Raw genomic sequence first — 18,089 nt, forward strand, 5'->3', positions numbered from 1 at the left:
GAAAAAAAGCCCCGCGGTTGCGGGGCTTTTCGTTGAATCAGCTGCCTTTTACTGTCTTGCCGTTGACCGTGCCGTCCTGGAGCATGATGTTGTACTCCTTGCCGTCGGTCTCGACCTGTTGCAGACGAACCAGCAGGTAATCCCAGTCCTTGGCGAACCACATGACAGTGGTGCGCTTGCTTTGTGTCGGATCACGCACGCGCTCGACCTTGATCGCGTCGATCTTGCCGGCCTTGGTCTCGACTTTTTCGGAACCCAGGACGCGGAAGTCATAGGTATCGACATCGCCACCGTCGACCACCTGATAGCTCATGGTCTTTTTGCCGGAGGCGACATCATGTTGCAGCGCGAGCTGGTAGGTGGACTTGTCGACCATGCCACGGTTCAGCGGGACTTTGACCGCGTCGCCACGGTCGGTGCCGGTGACCAGTTTGTTGTTCCAGTCGAAGTCCAGGTCAGCCTTTTTCGCCTTGCCCAGGCCACCACGTTCGAAGTGGTAGGACTGCGGAAGCAGGGTGTCCTTGTCCAGGGTCAGAGTGCTTTCCTCGGACAGGCTGGCGATCATCATCGAAGCCTTGAAGCTGAGCTTCCAGACGCCGTTGGCTTCCTTGGTCAGGCTGCGTTCGGCGGTACCGCTCATGGGCAGCTGTTTCCAGTCGGCGGTGTAGCTGGCGGAGAACGGTTGAAGGTCTGCCGCCTGGGCGAAAGGCAGGGCGAGCAGAGCGCAAGCGAAGAGCAGGGCGCGACGCATAAAATCTCCTAGTTTCGAATCAAGTGACCGCTGGCCCCGAGTAACTGGCCATCCAGTAAAGCACCTTGCTCGCCGAGGGTCAGCCGTCCTTCGGCAAACCAGCGTACGGCCATCGGGTAGATCAGGTGTTCCTGAGCGTGAACCCGTTGCGCCAGACTCTGCGGCGAATCGTGCAACTCTACCGGTATTACTGCCTGTACGACCAGTGGTCCGCCATCGAGTTCCTCGGTGACGAAGTGCACGGAGCAGCCGTGTTCGGCGTCGCCGGCTTCCAGCGCACGCTGATGAGTGTGTAACCCTTTGTATTTGGGTAGCAGCGACGGATGGATATTGAGCAGGCGGCCCTGATAGTGCCGGACGAAGTCAGCGCTGAGAATGCGCATGAAGCCGGCCAGTACCACGAGTTTCGGATTGAATTCGTCGATCAGTTCGATCAGGGCGGCATCGAAGGCCTCGCGACCTTCGAAACCCTTGTGATCCAGCGAGCGGGTGGCGATACCCGCGTCACTGGCGCGTTGCAGGCCGTAGGCGTCGGCGCGGTTGGAAATCACCGCAGCGATGCGGACCGGGCTGTCGCCGGTCCGCGTGCTGTCGATCAGGGCCTGCAAGTTACTGCCGGTGCCGGACAACAGCACCACGACATCACAGGTATTAGGCATTAGTGAGCCTTGAGGTTTTTCAGCTCGACCTGGGCAGCGCCTTCGGCGGCGACACCGATCTGGCCGATGACCCAAGGCTGTTCGCCGGCTTCACGCAGGGTGTTCAGGGCAGTTTCAACGTGCTCCTGAGCCACGCAGATCACCATGCCCACGCCGCAGTTCAGTACGCGGTGCATTTCGGTCTCGTCGACGTTGCCTTTCTCTTGCAGCCAGTCGAAGACGGCCGGGCGAGTCCAGCTGGCCACGTCAACCACGGCTTGAGCGCCTTTTGGCAGAACGCGCGGGATGTTGTCCAGCAGGCCGCCACCGGTGATGTGGGCCATGGCCTTGACGGCGCCGGTGTCCTTGATCAGCTTGAGCAGCGGCTTGACGTAGATGCGGGTCGGGGCCATCAGCAGATCGGTCAGCGGCTTGCCGTCGAGCTGAACGGTTTCGATGTCGGCGCCGGATACTTCGATGATCTTGCGGATCAGCGAGTAGCCGTTGGAGTGCGGGCCGGACGATGGCAGGGCGATCAGGGCGTCACCGGTGGCGACTTTCGAGCCGTCGATGATTTCGGCTTTTTCCACGACACCGACGCAGAAGCCGGCCAGGTCGTAGTCTTCGCCTTCGTACATGCCAGGCATTTCAGCGGTTTCGCCGCCGACCAGCGAGCAGCCAGCCAGTTCGCAGCCTGCACCGATACCGGTGACGACAGTGGCGGCTACGTCGACGTTCAGCTTGCCGGTGGCGTAGTAGTCGAGGAAGAACAGCGGCTCGGCGCCGCACACCACCAGATCGTTGACGCACATGGCGACCAGGTCCTGGCCGATGCTGTCGTGCTTGTTCAGGTTCAGCGCCAGACGCAGCTTGGTGCCGACGCCGTCGGTGCCGGAAACCAGTACTGGCTGCTTGTAGCCGGCCGGGATTTCGCAGAGGGCGCCGAAACCGCCCAGGCCGCCCATGACTTCCGGGCGCGCAGTGCGCTTGGCGACGCTCTTGATGCGTTCGACCAATGCTTCACCGGCGTCGATGTCTACACCGGCGTCCTTGTAGCTCAGGGAGGGTTGCTTGCTCATGATCCAGGCCTTTAGGGGAGGGGATTCAGGGGTAACGACCGAGTTCAGCGGGAACTTCGAAATCGAGGGGGCGATGGCCTCACGCGAGTTTCGAGGTGCCCGGCTGTTGCCGGTCTGCGAAGGCGCGCGATTTTATCAGGCTTGAGGGGCAGCGGCCATCCTCACGCCGACGGGCAGGGGCATATCGGCCGAAATTTTTTGCAAATGAAGCTGTGGGTGACATCACGGGTGCCTGTATAAGGAACCGTCTATCGTTAGGGCTGTGCAAAAACTTATCGCCAGCGTGTGAATGTTTTGCAACGGCCAGTGGTCACAGGCTTGCTCAATCCGGTTCACGCGGCCTGTTCCAGCCGCTCTTGTCGACGGGAATTCTCCATGCGTTTGTGTAAATTGCTGTTAGTGGGCTGCTTGTCTCTGGTCAGCCTGGCGAGCCAGGCCGAAAACGTCAAAGGGCTTTATCAGGTGCGCGAGCCGGTCAACGGCCAGTCGCCGGAAGAGCGTGATCGTGCCACGCAAGCGGCGCTGGATACGCTGGTGTTGCGTCTTACGGGGGATCCGAAGGCGCCGCAGAATCCCGGGCTGGCGCCGATTCGCAAGGATCCGCAACAGATCATCAGCCAGTTCGGTTTCGATGCCGGGCCGCCGGAAGTGTTGAAGGTCGACTTCGATCCGGCGACCACCGAGCAGGCGCTGCGCCGTGCCGGGTTGTCGCTGTGGGGCGCGAGCCGGCCTTCGATTCTGAGCTGGTGGCTGAACGACTCCACCGAAGGCTCGAGCCTGGTGGGTGACGGTCAGGCCAGTGCGGCGCCGTTGAGGCGTGCCGCCCAGCACCGAGGGTTGCCATTGCGCCTGCCGCTGGCGGATCTCAGTGAACAACTGGTCGCAACCGCGCCGACGCTCGAAGGCACCGATCCGGCGCCGCTCCATGCAGCGTCTGAGCGCTACAGCGCTGACGCCTTGCTTGCTGTGCATGCCCGCGAAGAGGGTGGTCAGTGGCAAGCCAAATGGCATTTGTGGCTGGGTGATCAAAAGGAAGCGGGAAGTGTGCAGGGGGCTGATCAGGCCGCCATCGCCGATGCCGTGATGCTGGCGGTGGCCGAGCGTCTGGCGCCGCGCTTTGTTGCCAAGCCGGGTGCTTCGGGGCAGCAGACGCTGGAAGTGCAGGGCATGAATCTGGAGCATTACGCGACGTTGCTGCGGATGCTCGAGCCGTTTGGTGTACGCCTTGAGAGTGTCGATGCCGATCGCATTGTGTATCGGGTCAACGGCAGTGCTGATCAGTTGCGGGCGCAGTTGTCGCTGGCGAAGTTGCAGGAAATGCCGGCCGAGGCGCCGGCTCCGGTGGCTCCGCAGCCTGCAGTGCCAGGCGGTGCGCCTGTCGTTGCGCCGGCACCGGCACCGGCACCTGCGGCGCCGTCGTTGCGATTCCGCTGGTAGGTTTTTCTTTCATATATAGAAGCAATGGAGTGTTACATGGCCGATACGCGGCGTTGGTTCTGGCTCGGTGGGGTGCTCCTGCTTTGCGCGTTTGTCTGGTTGCTGCATCCGATCCTCACACCGTTTCTGGTGGCGCTGTTGCTCGCTTATCTGTTCGACCCTTTGGTGGATCGTCTTGAGCGGCTCGGCCTGTCCCGCACCTGGGGCGTGATTGCGGTGTTCGCCTTGTTCACCCTGATCTTCACCACGTTGCTGCTGGTGCTGGTGCCGATGCTCGCCAAGCAGTTGCTGCGTCTGTACGAACTGGCACCGCAGATGCTCGACTGGTTGCAGCACACGGCGTTGCCATGGGCGCAGTCGAAGCTGGGGCTGTCGGATGGCTTCTGGAAGTTCGACAAGGTCAAGGCAGCGATCACCGAGCACATGGGCCAGACCACCGACATCGTTGGCGTGGTGCTGAGTCAGGCCACCGCTTCCAGCCTGGCGCTGATTGGCTGGCTGGCGAATCTGGTGTTGATCCCGGTGGTGAGTTTCTACCTGCTGCGCGACTGGGACGTGATGATGGCCAAGATCCGCAGCCTGTTGCCGCGTGATCGCGAGGAGCGTGTAGTGGCGCTGGCGGGCGAATGTCACGAGGTTCTCGGGGCGTTCGTGCGCGGACAGTTGCTGGTGATGCTGGCGCTGGGCGTGATCTATGCGGCGGGGCTGATGATTGTCGGCCTGGAGCTGGGCCTGTTGATCGGCCTGATCGCCGGTCTGGCGGCCATCGTGCCGTACATGGGGTTTGTGATCGGGATCGGCGCGGCGCTGATTGCCGGGCTGTTCCAGTTTGGCGGTGACCTGTACCCGATGATCGGGATCGTCGCGGTATTCATGGTCGGTCAGGCCCTGGAAGGCATGGTGCTGACGCCTCTTCTGGTGGGTGATCGAATCGGTCTGCATCCAGTGGCGGTGATCTTTGCGATTCTGGCTGGCGGCGAACTGTTCGGCTTCACCGGTGTGCTGCTGGCGTTGCCAGTGGCGGCGGTGATCATGGTGCTGGTGCGCCACGTCCATGATTTGTACAAGGACTCCGAAATGTATAGCGGAGTCGATGATCCGAAGCTGTAAGGCGAGGTAGGGTCGCCCGGTGGATTGCCGGGTTGGCCCGTCTCGTGCAGGCAATGCTGGCGCCTGTGCGCCAAAGAAACTGTCATAAAACCAGTGTGTTAACGCAAACCTTTGATTTTGCTTGGGGTCTGTCGCATTGTGCGCTCCGCTTCACGGGTATAAACTTCGCACACTTTACACAGAGGCCACTAACGGTTCCTTGGGAACTGTTCAGTCAGCATGAAACCGATTCAGCTGCCCCTAGGTGTGCGTCTGCGTGACGACGCCACCTTCATCAACTACTACCCAGGCGCCAATGCCGCTGCACTCGGCTATGTTGAGCGTCTATGCGAAGCCGACGCCGGCTGGACCGAAAGCCTGATCTATCTGTGGGGCAAGCACGGGGTAGGGCGTACGCATCTGTTGCAGGCCGCGTGCCTGCGTTTCGAACAGATGGGCGAACCGGCGGTGTACCTGCCGCTGGCCGAGTTGATGGATCGCGGCATCGAAATCCTCGACAACCTCGAACAGTACGAACTGGTCTGCCTGGATGACTTGCAGGTGATTGCCGGCAAGCCCGACTGGGAAGAGGCGATGTTTCACCTGTTCAACCGTCTGCGCGACAGCGGTCGTCGATTGCTGATCGCCGCTTCAACCTCGCCACGTGAATTGCCGGTAAAGCTGGCTGACTTGAAATCGCGCCTGACCCTGGCGCTGATTTTCCAGATGCGTCCTCTCTCCGATGAAGACAAATTGCGCGCCCTGCAATTGCGTGCATCCCGTCGCGGTCTGCACCTGACCGATGAAGTCGGGCATTTTATTTTGACTCGCGGCACCCGCAGCATGAGCGCGCTTTTTGACCTGCTCGAGCAGCTCGATCAGGCCTCATTGCAGGCTCAACGCAAGCTGACCATTCCCTTCCTGAAAGAAACCCTGGGCTGGTAAAAACCGGGGCTTTCAGCGGGTTTCGGCATATTTCAGGCGCCAGAAAATCCGCTTTCCTGCGCATTGCGCAGGCCGCGTCTCGATTCAAATAGGCTTAAGCGCTTAGATGTAAACGAGAAACCGGGAAGTCACAAAAAGATCGATTGAATTTGCAAATGAGGCTGATAGCGGGCATAGTCTCGGCTTCTTTACAACTATCAGCCACGGTCGTGCCCATGCTAAAGCGCTTCGCACCCCTCGTGCCTCTCGCACTCGTCACCCTGTTGTTCGGTTGCGCTGCTCATTCACCTGTTCAAGAGCAGCAACAACAGGCTAAAAATTCTGCCACCGCCCAGTCTTCCGTTATTTACCAGGAAGAGCTGGACACCGAAAAGGAACTGGCCGCTTTCAACGGCAAGAAGCCTTACCAGCTTCCGGTTCTGGCCGACAGCATTCTTGAACGCGGCATGTCCCTGATCGGTACCCGTTACCGTTTCGGCGGTACCTCTGAAGCCGGGTTCGATTGCAGCGGTTTCATCGGCTACCTGTTCCGCGAAGAAGCCGGCATGAACCTGCCGCGCTCCACCCGCGAAATGATCAACGTGGATGCTCCGCTGGTTTCGCGCGGCAATCTCGAGCCGGGCGATCTGCTGTTCTTCGCCACCAATGGTCGTCGCGGTCGTGTCAGTCACGCCGGGATCTACCTGGGCGACAACCAGTTCATCCACTCCAGCAGTCGTCGCAGCGGCGGTGTCCGTATCGACAGCCTGGGTGACAGCTACTGGAGCAAGACCTTCATCGAAGCCAAACGCGCTTTGGCGAACGCTCCAACCGTGGTTACCGCTCGCAAGTAATCACGTTTTTGTCGCCACGCTCGTGGCGACAGGCGGTCCTTCAGAGGCAATAGACTTAAACTTTACAAGGTGAAGTTAAAGTCTTACTTGAAGTTTGCCGCGTAGCCGCTAGAATCCTGATCTATATTGATGGCAAACCGCCTGCGTCCCAACGCAGGCGGTTTTGTTTTCTGTCGAATCGGCAGTAAAAGCCGCAGCCAGATCAGGATGTTCTGCTTATGACGATGACGGCCCGCCTTGCCCTGATGTTCTTCGCCGCGCTGCTCAGCGCTTGCGCCAGCCGCACTCCGCCGCCAGCTCCCGTGGTTCGCGCGCCGATTGTGTTCGGATCCTCCCAGGCTTTCTCTCCCGCTGCCGAAGACGTGCTGTTCCGCGCGCTCGGGCTGGTGGGTACGCCTTATCGCTGGGGCGGCAACACGCCGGATTCAGGCTTTGATTGCAGCGGCCTGATCGGTTTTGTCTACCGCGATGCGGCCGGCATCAGCCTGCCGCGCTCGACCCGCGAGATGATCGTCATGCAGGCGCCGAATGTCGGCAAGGAAGGGCTGCAGACCGGCGACCTGATCTTCTTTGCCACCAACGGCGGCTCTCAGGTCAGCCATGCGGGGATTTACGTCGGGGAAGGGCGCTTCGTTCATGCACCTGCCACCGGTGGCACGGTTAAGCTCGACAGCCTTTCGAAAGCGTATTGGCAGAAAGCCTATCTGAGTGCCAAGCGCGTTCTGCAGCCGGAGCATCTGGCGCACAACCCGTAAAGCTTCGAATCAATAAAAAACCGTGGGAGCACATTAGCTCCCACGGTTTTTTTGTTTCAGGGCTTGGGCTATTTGGCCGCCGACACGCGCCACACCTTGTTCCCCACATCGTCTGCCACCAGCAATCCACCTTGTTGGTCGATTACCACGCCAACCGGCCGACCCAAGGCGTTCTCATCCTTGTCGAGAAAACCGGTCAGGACATCCACCGGCGTTCCGCTCGGCTTGCCGGCGCTGAACGGCACGAAGATCACCTTGTAGCCGCTGTGCGGCTTGCGATTCCACGAACCGTGCTGGCCGATGAATGCGCCTTCCTTGAATTGCGCCGGCAGCGTGTTGCCCTCGGCGAAGGTCAGACCCAGTGAGGCGGTGTGCGGGCCGACGGCGTAATCCGGAGCGATGGCCTTGGCCACCATATCCAGGTTTTGTGGCTCGACGCGGACATCGATGTGCTGGCCGTAATAGCTGAACGGCCAGCCATAGAATCCGCCGTCCTTGACCGAGGTGATGTAGTCCGGCACCAGATCGCTGCCGATCTCGTCCCGCTCGTTCACCGCGGTCCACAGTGCGCCACTTTTCGGCTCCCAGGCCAGGCCGTTGGGGTTGCGGATGCCCGAAGCGAAGATCCGGTGATTGCCGGTCGCCCGGTCCACTTCCCAGATCGCCGCGCGACCTTCTTCCTGATCCAGACCGTTTTCGCCGACGTTGCTGTTCGAACCGACAGTGACGTACAGCTTGCTGCCATCCTTGCTGGCAATGACGTTCTTGGTCCAGTGATGGTTGAGTGGGCCGCCCGGAAGATCCACGACCTTGATCGGCTGGCTCTTGATTTCGGTTGTGCCGGGTTCGTAGTGAAAGCGCAGCAGGCGGTCGGTGTCGGCGACGTACAGATCGTTGCCGACCAGCGTCATGCCGAACGGCGAATTCAGGTTCTGCAGAAACACCGTGCGCGTCTCGGCCACGCCATCGTGATCGGCATCACGCAGCAGAGTGATGCGGTTCGGGCTCGGAACGCCGGCGCCGGCGCGCCCCATGACTTTTTTCATCACCCAGCCGCGTATGCCTTTGCCATCGTCCGGTTTTGCCGGGGCATTGGTTTCCGCCACCAGCACATCGCCGTTGGGCAGTACGTAGAGCCAGCGCGGGTGATCGAGATTCTCGGCAAACGCCGCCACCTGAGTGCCTGCCGCTGGCGTCGGTTTCGCGCCGGCCGGCCAGCCGATCGCCGGGGCGATGTTCACCGTCGGGATCAGGGTCTTGTTCGGTTCGGGCAGTTTGGGGGACGGGCCGGTGCCGTCCGAGACTTGCAGGCTGGAGGATTCACCACAGGCGGTGAGCCCTCCGGCGAGTGCGATGACGAAAACGAGGTGGGGCTTGCGCATTACTGATCTTCCCTATGAATGCATTCCTAATCATAGAGAAGCACACGAGCCCGATGGTTCAACCCCTCAGCCGCGTGCCTCCTTGAACAGCACGGCAATACCGGGGTGATAGTTGCCGGCCTCGCTGCGCAATTTGCGGTAGGCGTACGGGAAGTACCAGGCGACGGCGCAGGTGTGTTCCTTTTGCAGGTCGTCGACCATGTCCTGCAGTTCTTCAGGGCTGGCGCTGTGCTGGGCTTTCTGTGGGGCGACGAACAGGCAGCCGAGTTTGAGATCGCTGGCGTAGCTGATGCGCTTGGCGTCGCTGGTGATATCGGCCAGGGCCTGGGTCAGATTCAGGCTGTTGACGCGCGGCCAGCGCTGGGTGGCCTGGATGTAGGCGCGATCTTCGGCGCCGGCCAGGAACAGGTCGGCGCGGGCATTGCGTTCGCCTTCCTCGTTCTGTTTGCGCGTGGCGGTGTCGCGCAGGGTCACCAGTTCGGCCATCCAGGCGGCGGCGGACAACAGGCCGAGGTTGGCTTTTTCGTCATGCCAGTAGGGGGTGTCGTTGTCGCCGCGCACGGCGTTGTAGCGGTCGATACAGTCAAACCATCGTTCCAGCACCGGGCGCAGGAATTCCAGCCGCGGATTGCTGATGATCATGCCTTGCATGGTGCTCTCCCTTGTTATTGTGATGTGCTCTCTGCAGTCAAAAAGCATGGCTCTTTGATATCACTGCTGACAGTGTGGCACAAGATTGGCGTCAGATAATTGATCGACGGCAGTTATTTGCCGCACGACCCCCTCTTCATTTGACGCTCCACCCCCAACCCTCTAACCTTCGCGGCTTGTTTCAGGTGCTCTGTGACCGCTGTCGACAGAGTGAAACAGGGAAGCCGGTGAGGATTGTCTTCAAGCGAAGAACCATCACGATCCCGGCGCTGCCCCCGCAACGGTAAATGAGTGAAAGCTGCGTCGGATGCCACTGCTGCAAAGCGGGAAGGCGCGCAGCCAGGCGAACGCCGCTCATGAGCCCGGAGACCGGCCTGATCCATCCAGCGGCATCACGGTGGGCGATGCCAGGCTTGTTGCCGTCTATTCTTGTGCCTGCCCGCCGTTATCCAGCCTCAACGGAGAGCTCCCCCATGACTGATTCCCCCGAACGCGACGAGCGCCACCTGGCGCGCATGCAGCGCAAAAAAGCCGTGATCGACGAGCGCATCGCCAATTCGCCAGACGAATGCGGCCTGGTGCTGGTGCTGACCGGCAATGGCAAAGGCAAAAGCAGCTCGGCGTTCGGCATGCTCGCCCGCGCCATGGGCCATGGCATGCAGTGCGGCGTGGTGCAGTTCATCAAGGGCCGTAACAGCACCGGCGAAGAACTGTTCTTCCGCCGCTTCCCTGAGCAAGTGCGTTTTCATGTGATGGGCGAAGGCTTCACCTGGGAAACCCAAGACCGCCAGCGTGACATCGCCGCCGCCGAGGCCGCATGGGAAGTCTCCCGCGAGCTGCTGCGTGATCCGTCGATCGGTCTGGTAGTGCTCGATGAACTGAACATCGCCCTCAAGCACGGTTACCTCGATCTGGATCAGGTGCTCAGCGATCTGCAGGCCCGTCCGCCGATGCAGCATGTGATCGTCACTGGTCGCGCCGCGAAGCCGGAAATGATCGAGATGGGCGACACCGTGACCGAAATGGGCATGATCAAGCACGCCTTTCAGGCTGGTATCAAAGCGCAGAAAGGCGTCGAACTTTGAATCAACCACGTCACTGCCCGGCGGTACTGATCGCCGCGCCGGCCTCCGGTCAGGGCAAGACCACCGTCACCGCCGCGCTGGCCCGCTTGCATCGCAATCAGGGCCGCAAGGTCCGCGTGTTCAAGTGCGGCCCGGACTTTCTTGACCCGATGATCCTCGAGCGCGCCAGCGGTGCGCCGGTCTATCAACTGGACATGTGGATGGTCGGCGCGCAGGAAAGCCGTCGTCTGCTGTGGGAAGCCGCTGCCGAAGCGGATCTGATCCTGATCGAAGGCGTGATGGGCCTGTTTGATGGCACGCCGTCGAGCGCCGATCTGGCCCGGCATTTCGGCGTGCCGGTACTCGGCGTGATCGACGGCACGGCCATGGCCCAGACCTTCGGCGCGCTGGCCCTGGGCCTGGCGCGCTATCAGCCGGACTTGCCGTTCGCCGGGGTGCTGGCCAATCGTGTCGGCACCGTGCGTCATGCGCAATTGCTTGAAGGCAGTCTCACCGAAGGCCTGCGCTGGTATGGCGCGTTGTCCCGGGAAACCGGGATCGAACTGCCAAGTCGCCATCTCGGCCTGGTGCAGGCCAGTGAACTCAATGATCTCGATGTACGCCTCGACGCCGCCGCCGAAGCGCTGGCCGGCACCTGCGAGGTAGCGCTGCCACCGGCCGTGGAGTTCGCCGCACCTGAAGTCGTGAAGACCGAAAGACTGCTGGAAGGCGTGCGGATTGCCGTCGCCCGTGACGAAGCTTTCGCCTTCACCTACGGCGCCAGTCTCGATCTGTTGCGGGCGATGGGCGCGGAGTTGAGCTTCTTCTCGCCGATCCGCGATACGCAATTGCCCGAAGCCGACAGCTTGTACCTGCCCGGCGGTTATCCGGAATTGCACCACGTTGCCTTGTCGCAGAACGCCGACATGCTCAAAGCGATCCGCGCGCATCACGCCGCCGGTAAACCGCTGCTCGCCGAATGTGGCGGCATGCTCTATCTGCTGGATTCGCTGACCGATGTCGAAGGCACCCGCGCCGAACTGGTCGGTTTGCTCAAGGGTGATGCGGTGATGCAGAAGCGCCTGGCAGCCCTGGCGTTGCAGTCCGTCGAACTGCCGGAAGGCTTGCTGCGTGGCCACACCTATCACCATTCCCTGACCACCACCGAACTGACGCCGATTGCCCGAGGCCACAGTCCCAATGGCGGGCGCGGTGCCGAAGCGGTGTATCGGGAAGGGCGGATGACTGCCTCGTACGTGCACTTTTACTTTCCGTCGAATCCGTCGGCGATTGCGGCACTGTTGGTGCCATGACCGACAACGCCTTCACTGAAACCGAGCGCGCAGCGGTCTACCGCGCCATCGCCGAACGCCGCGACATGCGCCACTTCAGCGGCGGCACGGTCGAGCCGGAACTGCTGCGCCGTTTGCTGGAAGCCGCCCATCAGGCACCGAGCGTCGGCCTGATGCAGCCGTGGCGCTTCATTCGTATCAGCGATCGCGCCTTGCGCGGACAGATCCAGAATCTCGTAGAAGAAGAACGTGTGCGCACCGCCGAAGCCCTCGGCGAGCGCAGCGACGAGTTCATGAAGCTTAAGGTCGAAGGCATCAACGACTGTGCGGAAGTGTTGGTCGCAGCCTTGATGGACGATCGCGAGCGGCACATTTTTGGTCGCCGCACGCTGCCGGAAATGGATATGGCCTCATTGTCCTGCGCGATCCAGAACCTGTGGCTGGCGGCGCGCGCCGAAGGTCTGGGCATGGGTTGGGTGTCGCTGTTCGAGCCGCAAGCGCTGGCCGATCTGCTGCAACTGCCGGCCGGGGCCAAGCCGCTGGCGGTTCTTTGTCTGGGGCCGGTCAAGGAATTCTATCCGGCGCCGATGCTGGTACTCGAAGGGTGGGCGCAGGCGCGTCCGCTCAATGAGCTGCTGTATGAAAATTTCTGGGGAGTGAATCAATGAGTGTGGCGTTGCTGAGTGTCGCCGCGGTTGCGCTGGACGCGCTGCTGGGTGAACCGAAACGCTGGCATCCGCTGGTGGCGTTCGGCAATTTTGCCGGACGCATCGAGCAACGATTCAATACCGGCGGGCGCGGCTGGCGCAGCCATGGTGTCACCGCGTGGGTGATCGCGGTGCTGCCGCTGACGTTATTGGCCACGGCATTGTCCTGGGCGCCGTATGTGGGCTGGATCGTCGAGATCGTCGCGCTGTATTGCGCGCTCGGCATGCGCAGCCTCGGCGAGCACGTCGAGCCGGTGGCCAAGGCCCTGCGCAGCGATGATCTGGAGGAAGCGCGCAAACGCGTGGGGTATCTGGTCAGCCGCCAGACCAGTGAACTGGACAGTACCGCCGTCGCCCGCGCCGCCACCGAATCGGTGCTGGAGAACGGCAGCGATGCGGTGTTCGCCGCGATCTTCTGGTTTGTCGTGGCCGGTGCGCCGGGCGTAGTGCTCTATCGCCTGAGCAATACCCTCGACGCAATGTGGGGCTATCGCAACGAACGTTTCGAGCGTTTCGGCTGGGCGGCGGCAAAAATCGACGACGCCCTCAACTACATTCCTGCACGTCTGGTGGCGCTGACCTACGCGCTGCTGGGCAAGACCCGACTCGCGCTGAAATGCTGGCGCACCCAGGCGCCGAAATGGGACAGCCCGAACGCCGGTCCGGTGATGGCGGCCGGTGCAGGTGCCTTGGGCGTCGAGCTGGGTGGTCCGGCGATCTATCACGGCGAGCTGCACGAACGTCCGCAACTGGGCGAGGGTGCCCCGGCGGATGCCGATTCCATCGATCGCGGCTGGCAATTGGTCCAGCGCGGGGTATGGTTATGGCTGCTGATTCTCTGCGTGGGGGCTGAATTCTATGCTTGAGCACGGTGGCCGGCTGCGCAGGGCGGCGCTCGAATACGGCATCGCCGAAGAAGACTGGCTCGACCTGTCCACGGGTCTGGCGCCGTGGCCGTTTCCGGTCCCGGAGATCCCGCTGCGGGCCTGGGCGCGTTTGCCGGAAACCGATGATGGTCTGGAGCAGGCGGCGTGCGACTACTACGGTGCCGCGCAGGTGCTGCCGGTGGCCGGTTCGCAGATGGCCATTCAGTTGCTGCCGCGATTGCGCCGGGCCGGCAAGGTCGGTGTGCTGTCGCCGTGTTATGCCGAGCATGCCGAGGCCTGGCGGCGCAGTGGTTACATCGTGCGCGAAGTGCTGGAGCAGGAAGTCGATTTCTTCCTCGACAGCCTCGACGTTCTGGTGGTGGTCAACCCGAACAATCCCACCGGCCTGAGCCTGACGCCGGCGAAGCTGCTTGACTGGCACGCACGGCTGGCCCAGCGCGGCGGCTGGCTGGTGGTCGATGAAGCGTTCATGGACAACACCCCGCAATTGAGCCTGGCGCCGCATACCCATCAGGTCGGACTGATCGTGTTGCGTTCCTTCGGCAAGTTTTTCGGGCTGGCCGGTGTGCGGCTCGGGTTCGTGCTGGCCGAGCGCAAGTTGCTCCGGTTACTGGCCGAGCAGGTGGGCCCTTGGGCTGTCAGCGGGCCGACCCGCGTGCTGGGGCAGGCCTGCCTGCAAGACACTGAGGGCCACACTCGTCAGCGAATTCGAAGCGATGAAGCCAGCGAGCGTCTGGCTGCGTTGCTCGAACGCTATGGATTCAAGCCTCAGGGTGGCTGCGCGCTGTTCCAGTGGCTGATCACCGAGCATGCTCACACACTGCACGAATTCATGGCCCGTCGCGGCATCCTGCTGCGTCTCTTTACGCACAACAGCAGCATGCGTTTCGGTCTGCCGGCCAATGCCACCGATGAGGCGCGGCTTGAGCAGGCCCTGCAAGCGTTCGCCGTGGACCGTTCTATGGAAAAGACACCCGCATGACTACGTTAATGGTGCAAGGCACCACCTCCGATGCCGGCAAAAGTACGCTGGTGACGGCGCTGTGCCGCTGGGCGACCCGTCAGGGTGTTGCCGTGGTGCCATTCAAACCGCAGAACATGGCGCTCAACAGCGCTGTGACTGCCGACGGCGGCGAAATCGGCCGCGCGCAAGCGGTGCAGGCGCAGGCCTCGCATCTTGAACCGCATACCGACATGAACCCGGTGCTGCTCAAGCCCAACAGCGACACCGGCGCCCAGGTCATCATCCACGGTCGCGCGGTCACCAGCATGAATGCCGTCGCCTATCACGACTACAAAGCCATCGCCATGCAGGCGGTGCTCGCCTCTCACGAGCGCTTGAGCGCCGCGTATCCGCTGGTAATGGTCGAGGGCGCTGGCTCGCCGGCGGAGATCAACCTGCGAGCCGGCGACATCGCCAACATGGGCTTCGCCGAAGCGGTGGACTGCCCGGTGCTGCTGATTGCCGACATCAATCGAGGCGGCGTGTTTGCCCATCTGGTGGGCACGCTGGAACTGCTGTCACCGAGCGAGCAGGCACGGGTGAAGGGCTTCATCATCAACCGTTTTCGTGGCGATATCGCCTTGCTGCAACCCGGCCTTGACTGGCTGGAGCAGCGCACCGGCAAACCGGTGGTGGGCGTGCTGCCGTACGTGATGGATCTGCATCTGGAGGCCGAGGACGGTATCGATCAGCGCCAGACCGACAAGGCCGAGCAAGTCTTGAAAGTGGTGGTGCCGGTACTGCCGCGCATCAGCAATCACACCGATTTCGATCCCCTGCGACTGCATCCGCAGGTTGACCTGCAATTCATCGGCCCGGGGCAAGCGATTCCCCCAGCCGATCTGATCATTCTGCCGGGCTCGAAAAGCGTGCGCAGCGATCTGGCTTATCTGCGCGCCAATGGCTGGGAAACCGCCATCAATCGTCACCTGCGTTACGGCGGCAAGCTGCTGGGAATCTGCGGCGGTCTGCAAATGCTCGGCGAGCAGGTGCACGATCCGCTCGGCCTGGAAGGTGCACCGGGTTCCAGCGCCGGTCTGGGCCTGCTGGCATTCGAAACCCAGCTCGAAGCCGAGAAGCAATTGCGCAATGTGCGCGGGCGTCTGGCGCTGGAAGATGCCGAGGTCAGCGGTTATGAAATTCATGCGGGTGTGACGACTGGGGCTGCGCTGGAAAACGCCGCTGTCCATCTGGACGATGGCCGTTGCGATGGCGCGCAAAGTCCTGACGGCCAGATATTCGGCACCTACCTGCACGGTCTGTTTGAATCGCCGGCGGCCAGTGTGGCGTTGCTGCGCTGGGCCGGTTTGAACGATGTGCAGGAGGTGGATTACCACGGCTTGCGCGAGCGCGATATCGAGCGGCTGGCGGATCTGGTGGAGAAGCACCTGGATACCGGGCTGTTACGTGAACTCTGTGGAATGTCCCCATGCTCCAGTTGATCCTCGGCGGCGCCCGCTCCGGCAAAAGTCGCCTGGCCGAAAAACTCGCCACCGACAGCGCGCTGGCCGTGACGTACATCGCCACCAGCCAGCCGCTGGATGGCGAGATGAATGAACGCGTCGCTCATCACCGGGCGCGACGTCCTGCCGAATGGGCATTGATCGAAGAGCCGCTGGAACTGGCCCGGGTGCTGCGTGAAACCGCCAGTGCCGAGCGCTGCCTGCTGGTGGATTGCCTGACGCTGTGGCTGACCAATCTGCTGATGCTCGAAGACGCCGAACGTCTCGCCGCCGAACGCGAGGCCCTGCTCGAATGCCTGGCGTCGCTGCCGGGCGAAATCATTTTTGTCAGCAACGAGACCGGAATGGGTGTCGTGCCGCTGGGCGAATTGACTCGCCGCTACGTCGATGAAGCCGGTTGGCTGCATCAAGCTCTGGCCGAGCGTTGTCAGCGAGTCGTCCTGACCGTCGCCGGCCTGCCCCTGACTTTGAAAGGACCTGCGTTATGACCCAAGCCTGGTGGCTGAACCCGTGCAAACCGGTGGATACCGACGCCGTTGAAAACGCGGCGGCGCGTCAGCAGCAATTGACCAAACCTGCCGGCTCCCTCGGGCAGCTGGAATCGGTGGCGGTGCAACTGGCCGGATTGCAGGGCCGGATCAAGCCGACACTCGATCAGGTCTGGATCGCGATTTTTGCCGGCGACCACGGCGTTGTTGCCGAAGGCGTTTCCGCGTTTCCGCAGGAAGTCACCGGGCAGATGCTGCTGAACTTCGTCAGCGGCGGCGCGGCGATCAGCGTGCTGGCGCGGCAGCTCGGCGCGCAGCTTGAGGTCGTGGATCTGGGCACCGTGACCCCGTCGCTGAACCTGCCGGGTGTGCGTCACCTGAACATCGGCCCGGGCACGGCGAATTTCACCAAGGGCGCGGCGATGACTCAGGCTCAGGGCGAACTTGCCTTGCAGGGCGGTCGCGACAGCGTGCTGCGCGCGAAGGCGGCGGGTGCGCAATTGTTCATCGGCGGTGAAATGGGCATTGGCAACACCACGGCTGCCAGTGCGCTGGCCTGTGCGCTGCTCGATTGCCCGGTAGCCCACCTGACCGGCCCCGGTACCGGGTTGAATGCCGAAGGCGTCAGCCACAAGGCGCAGGTGATCGAGCGGGCGCTGGCGCTGCACGCGGCGCAACGTGGGGATGCGTTGCAGACTCTGTTCAATCTCGGCGGATTCGAGATTGCGGCTTTGGTCGGCGCGTATCTGGCGTGTGCTCAGGAAGGTGTGGCGGTGCTGGTGGACGGTTTTATCTGCACCGTTGCGGCGCTGGTGGCGGTTCGGCTGAATCCTGCCTGCCGTGAATGGCTGCTGTTCGGCCATCGCGGCGCCGAGCCGGGCCATCGTCATGTGCTGGAAACCCTTGGCGCCGAACCGCTGCTGGAACTGGGCTTGCGTCTGGGCGAGGGCAGCGGCGCGGCTCTGGCGGTGCCGTTGCTGCGCCTGGCCTGCGACCTGCACGGGCAGATGGCGACCTTCGCCGAAGCGGCGGTGGCGGATCGCCCGGCATGACCTTGCGTCTGGACCTGCTGCGCCACGGTGAAACCGAACTGGGCGGCGGCCTGCGCGGTAGTCTCGACGATGCGCTGACCGAAAAGGGCTGGGCGCAGATGCGCGAAGCGGTGAACGGGCAGGGGCCGTGGGATCGGCTGGTCAGTTCGCCGTTGCAGCGTTGTGCACGGTTTGCTGATGAATTGGGCGCGCAGCTGGATCTGTCGGTGTCTCTGGACAAGGATCTGCAAGAGCTGCATTTCGGTGCCTGGGAAGGACAGAGCGCGGCGGCGTTGATGGAGACCGACGCCGAAGCGCTTGGGCTGTTCTGGGCCGATCCCTATGCGTTTACTCCGCCGCAGGGTGAGCCGGTGACCGAGTTTTCAGCGCGAGTGCTGGCGGCGGTCATGCGTTTGCACGCGGCACATGCGGGGGAGCGGGTGTTGCTGGTCAGTCATGGTGGCGTCATGCGTCTGTTGCTGGCCCGTGCCCGTGGTTTGCCCCGTGAACAACTGCTCAATGTCGAAGTCGCTCACGGCGCGCTGTTTTCGCTGATCGTCGAGGTCGATGGTTCGCTCAAGGAAGTGCGCTGAC

At 62.3% G+C, this 18,089-nt stretch carries 19 protein-coding genes and 1 riboswitch; of the genes, 14 read left to right on the plus strand and 5 right to left on the minus strand.

Features of this window, described 5'->3' with window-relative positions; translation table 11 throughout:
* Positions 1-37: 37 nt before the first annotated feature.
* From M5B98_RS13585 to purM, 3 genes are read right to left on the minus strand one after another with little or no spacing between them, the layout of a single operon-like run.
* On the minus strand, positions 38-751 hold the full coding sequence (locus tag M5B98_RS13585; protein ID WP_248742950.1) for a DUF3108 domain-containing protein: 714 nt from the start codon (positions 749-751) through the stop codon (positions 38-40).
* Between the two features lie 8 nt (positions 752-759).
* Positions 760-1,410 (minus strand): phosphoribosylglycinamide formyltransferase, encoded by a 651-nt coding sequence (gene purN / locus M5B98_RS13590; protein ID WP_248742951.1) that lies wholly within the window; start codon positions 1,408-1,410, stop codon positions 760-762.
* On the minus strand, positions 1,410-2,468 hold the full coding sequence (gene purM / locus M5B98_RS13595) for a phosphoribosylformylglycinamidine cyclo-ligase (protein ID WP_248737914.1): 1,059 nt from the start codon (positions 2,466-2,468) through the stop codon (positions 1,410-1,412). The genes purN and purM overlap by 1 nt, the downstream gene beginning before the upstream one ends.
* 375 nt (positions 2,469-2,843) lie before the next feature.
* Between purM and M5B98_RS13600 the strand changes: the two genes are divergently transcribed.
* From M5B98_RS13600 to M5B98_RS13620, 5 genes are all read left to right on the plus strand, one after another.
* Positions 2,844-3,905, plus strand: a complete 1,062-nt coding sequence (locus tag M5B98_RS13600) for a DUF2066 domain-containing protein (protein ID WP_248742952.1) — start codon at positions 2,844-2,846, stop codon at positions 3,903-3,905.
* Between the two features lie 36 nt (positions 3,906-3,941).
* On the plus strand, positions 3,942-5,015 hold the full coding sequence (locus tag M5B98_RS13605; RefSeq protein WP_085710575.1) for an AI-2E family transporter: 1,074 nt from the start codon (positions 3,942-3,944) through the stop codon (positions 5,013-5,015).
* A 219-nt stretch (positions 5,016-5,234) separates the two neighbouring features.
* Positions 5,235-5,939, plus strand: coding sequence for a DnaA regulatory inactivator Hda (hda, locus tag M5B98_RS13610; protein WP_025111852.1), 705 nt, complete (start codon positions 5,235-5,237; stop codon positions 5,937-5,939).
* Between the two features lie 215 nt (positions 5,940-6,154).
* Positions 6,155-6,772, plus strand: coding sequence for a C40 family peptidase (locus tag M5B98_RS13615; protein ID WP_085710576.1), 618 nt, complete (start codon positions 6,155-6,157; stop codon positions 6,770-6,772).
* 218 nt (positions 6,773-6,990) lie between these two features.
* The gene (locus M5B98_RS13620; protein WP_085710577.1) at positions 6,991-7,527 is read left to right on the plus strand and encodes a C40 family peptidase; all 537 of its coding nucleotides are present in this window, start codon (positions 6,991-6,993) and stop codon (positions 7,525-7,527) included.
* A 68-nt stretch (positions 7,528-7,595) separates the two neighbouring features.
* On the opposite strand, the gene M5B98_RS13625 is transcribed toward M5B98_RS13620, so the two are convergent.
* Both M5B98_RS13625 and M5B98_RS13630 read right to left on the minus strand, forming a co-directional pair.
* Entirely contained in the window at positions 7,596-8,909 is a 1,314-nt protein-coding gene (locus tag M5B98_RS13625; protein ID WP_248742953.1) for a PQQ-dependent sugar dehydrogenase, read from the minus strand.
* Between the two features lie 66 nt (positions 8,910-8,975).
* Positions 8,976-9,560, minus strand: coding sequence for a hypothetical protein (locus M5B98_RS13630; protein WP_085710581.1), 585 nt, complete (start codon positions 9,558-9,560; stop codon positions 8,976-8,978).
* Between the two features lie 166 nt (positions 9,561-9,726).
* A riboswitch (cobalamin riboswitch) is annotated at positions 9,727-9,953 on the plus strand.
* A gap of 80 nt (positions 9,954-10,033) precedes the next feature.
* On the opposite strand from M5B98_RS13630, the gene cobO reads away from it, so the two are divergent.
* Genes cobO through cobC form a run of 9 tightly spaced genes read left to right on the plus strand, consistent with a single transcriptional unit; the run spans position 10,034 to position 18,088 of the window.
* Positions 10,034-10,645 (plus strand): cob(I)yrinic acid a,c-diamide adenosyltransferase, encoded by a 612-nt coding sequence (gene cobO / locus M5B98_RS13635; protein WP_007950401.1) that lies wholly within the window; start codon positions 10,034-10,036, stop codon positions 10,643-10,645.
* Positions 10,642-11,937 (plus strand): cobyrinate a,c-diamide synthase, encoded by a 1,296-nt coding sequence (locus M5B98_RS13640; RefSeq protein ID WP_248742954.1) that lies wholly within the window; start codon positions 10,642-10,644, stop codon positions 11,935-11,937. Before cobO ends, M5B98_RS13640 begins: the two co-directional genes overlap by 4 nt.
* Positions 11,934-12,584 carry a 5,6-dimethylbenzimidazole synthase gene (gene bluB, locus M5B98_RS13645; RefSeq protein ID WP_248742955.1) on the plus strand — a complete coding sequence of 217 codons (651 nt, stop codon included), beginning with the start codon at positions 11,934-11,936 and terminating at the stop codon, positions 12,582-12,584. The genes M5B98_RS13640 and bluB overlap by 4 nt, the downstream gene beginning before the upstream one ends.
* Positions 12,581-13,489: an adenosylcobinamide-phosphate synthase CbiB gene (cbiB, locus tag M5B98_RS13650; RefSeq protein ID WP_248742956.1), complete on the plus strand. Its 909-nt coding sequence runs from the start codon at positions 12,581-12,583 to the stop codon at positions 13,487-13,489. The genes bluB and cbiB overlap by 4 nt, the downstream gene beginning before the upstream one ends.
* Positions 13,482-14,492: a threonine-phosphate decarboxylase CobD gene (gene cobD / locus M5B98_RS13655; RefSeq protein WP_248742957.1), complete on the plus strand. Its 1,011-nt coding sequence runs from the start codon at positions 13,482-13,484 to the stop codon at positions 14,490-14,492. The genes cbiB and cobD overlap by 8 nt, the downstream gene beginning before the upstream one ends.
* Positions 14,489-15,955 (plus strand): cobyric acid synthase, encoded by a 1,467-nt coding sequence (locus tag M5B98_RS13660; RefSeq protein ID WP_248742958.1) that lies wholly within the window; start codon positions 14,489-14,491, stop codon positions 15,953-15,955. Before cobD ends, M5B98_RS13660 begins: the two co-directional genes overlap by 4 nt.
* A complete protein-coding gene (gene cobU, locus M5B98_RS13665; RefSeq protein ID WP_096822997.1) occupies positions 15,943-16,464 on the plus strand; it encodes a bifunctional adenosylcobinamide kinase/adenosylcobinamide-phosphate guanylyltransferase in 522 nt (173 codons plus the stop codon). Before M5B98_RS13660 ends, cobU begins: the two co-directional genes overlap by 13 nt.
* Entirely contained in the window at positions 16,461-17,516 is a 1,056-nt protein-coding gene (gene cobT / locus M5B98_RS13670; RefSeq protein ID WP_248742959.1) for a nicotinate-nucleotide--dimethylbenzimidazole phosphoribosyltransferase, read from the plus strand. Before cobU ends, cobT begins: the two co-directional genes overlap by 4 nt.
* On the plus strand, positions 17,513-18,088 hold the full coding sequence (gene cobC / locus M5B98_RS13675; protein WP_248742960.1) for an alpha-ribazole phosphatase family protein: 576 nt from the start codon (positions 17,513-17,515) through the stop codon (positions 18,086-18,088). Before cobT ends, cobC begins: the two co-directional genes overlap by 4 nt.
* Position 18,089: the final 1 nt, after the last annotated feature.

The sequence above is a fragment of the Pseudomonas sp. MWU12-3088 genome, from assembly GCF_023242405.1.
In the GTDB taxonomy this organism is placed as follows: domain Bacteria; phylum Pseudomonadota; class Gammaproteobacteria; order Pseudomonadales; family Pseudomonadaceae; genus Aquipseudomonas; species Aquipseudomonas kribbensis.

Bases quoted from the DNA above. Each gene is read 5' to 3' on its own strand.
- hda (WP_025111852.1), top strand. From the start codon at position 5,235: ATGAAACCGATTCAGCTGCCCCTAGGTGTGCGTCTGCGTGACGACGCC.
- cobC (WP_248742960.1), top strand. From the start codon at position 17,513: ATGACCTTGCGTCTGGACCTGCTGCGCCACGGTGAAACCGAACTGGGC.
- M5B98_RS13620 (WP_085710577.1), top strand. From the start codon at position 6,991: ATGACGATGACGGCCCGCCTTGCCCTGATGTTCTTCGCCGCGCTGCTC.
- M5B98_RS13585 (WP_248742950.1), bottom strand. From the start codon at position 751: ATGCGTCGCGCCCTGCTCTTCGCTTGCGCTCTGCTCGCCCTGCCTTTC.
- M5B98_RS13600 (WP_248742952.1), top strand. From the start codon at position 2,844: ATGCGTTTGTGTAAATTGCTGTTAGTGGGCTGCTTGTCTCTGGTCAGC.
- purM (WP_248737914.1), bottom strand. From the start codon at position 2,468: ATGAGCAAGCAACCCTCCCTGAGCTACAAGGACGCCGGTGTAGACATC.
- cobT (WP_248742959.1), top strand. From the start codon at position 16,461: ATGACCCAAGCCTGGTGGCTGAACCCGTGCAAACCGGTGGATACCGAC.
- purN (WP_248742951.1), bottom strand. From the start codon at position 1,410: ATGCCTAATACCTGTGATGTCGTGGTGCTGTTGTCCGGCACCGGCAGT.
- M5B98_RS13630 (WP_085710581.1), bottom strand. From the start codon at position 9,560: ATGCAAGGCATGATCATCAGCAATCCGCGGCTGGAATTCCTGCGCCCG.
- cobD (WP_248742957.1), top strand. From the start codon at position 13,482: ATGCTTGAGCACGGTGGCCGGCTGCGCAGGGCGGCGCTCGAATACGGC.
- M5B98_RS13605 (WP_085710575.1), top strand. From the start codon at position 3,942: ATGGCCGATACGCGGCGTTGGTTCTGGCTCGGTGGGGTGCTCCTGCTT.
- M5B98_RS13660 (WP_248742958.1), top strand. From the start codon at position 14,489: ATGACTACGTTAATGGTGCAAGGCACCACCTCCGATGCCGGCAAAAGT.
- cobU (WP_096822997.1), top strand. From the start codon at position 15,943: ATGCTCCAGTTGATCCTCGGCGGCGCCCGCTCCGGCAAAAGTCGCCTG.
- cbiB (WP_248742956.1), top strand. From the start codon at position 12,581: ATGAGTGTGGCGTTGCTGAGTGTCGCCGCGGTTGCGCTGGACGCGCTG.
- cobO (WP_007950401.1), top strand. From the start codon at position 10,034: ATGACTGATTCCCCCGAACGCGACGAGCGCCACCTGGCGCGCATGCAG.
- M5B98_RS13625 (WP_248742953.1), bottom strand. From the start codon at position 8,909: ATGCGCAAGCCCCACCTCGTTTTCGTCATCGCACTCGCCGGAGGGCTC.
- M5B98_RS13615 (WP_085710576.1), top strand. From the start codon at position 6,155: ATGCTAAAGCGCTTCGCACCCCTCGTGCCTCTCGCACTCGTCACCCTG.
- bluB (WP_248742955.1), top strand. From the start codon at position 11,934: ATGACCGACAACGCCTTCACTGAAACCGAGCGCGCAGCGGTCTACCGC.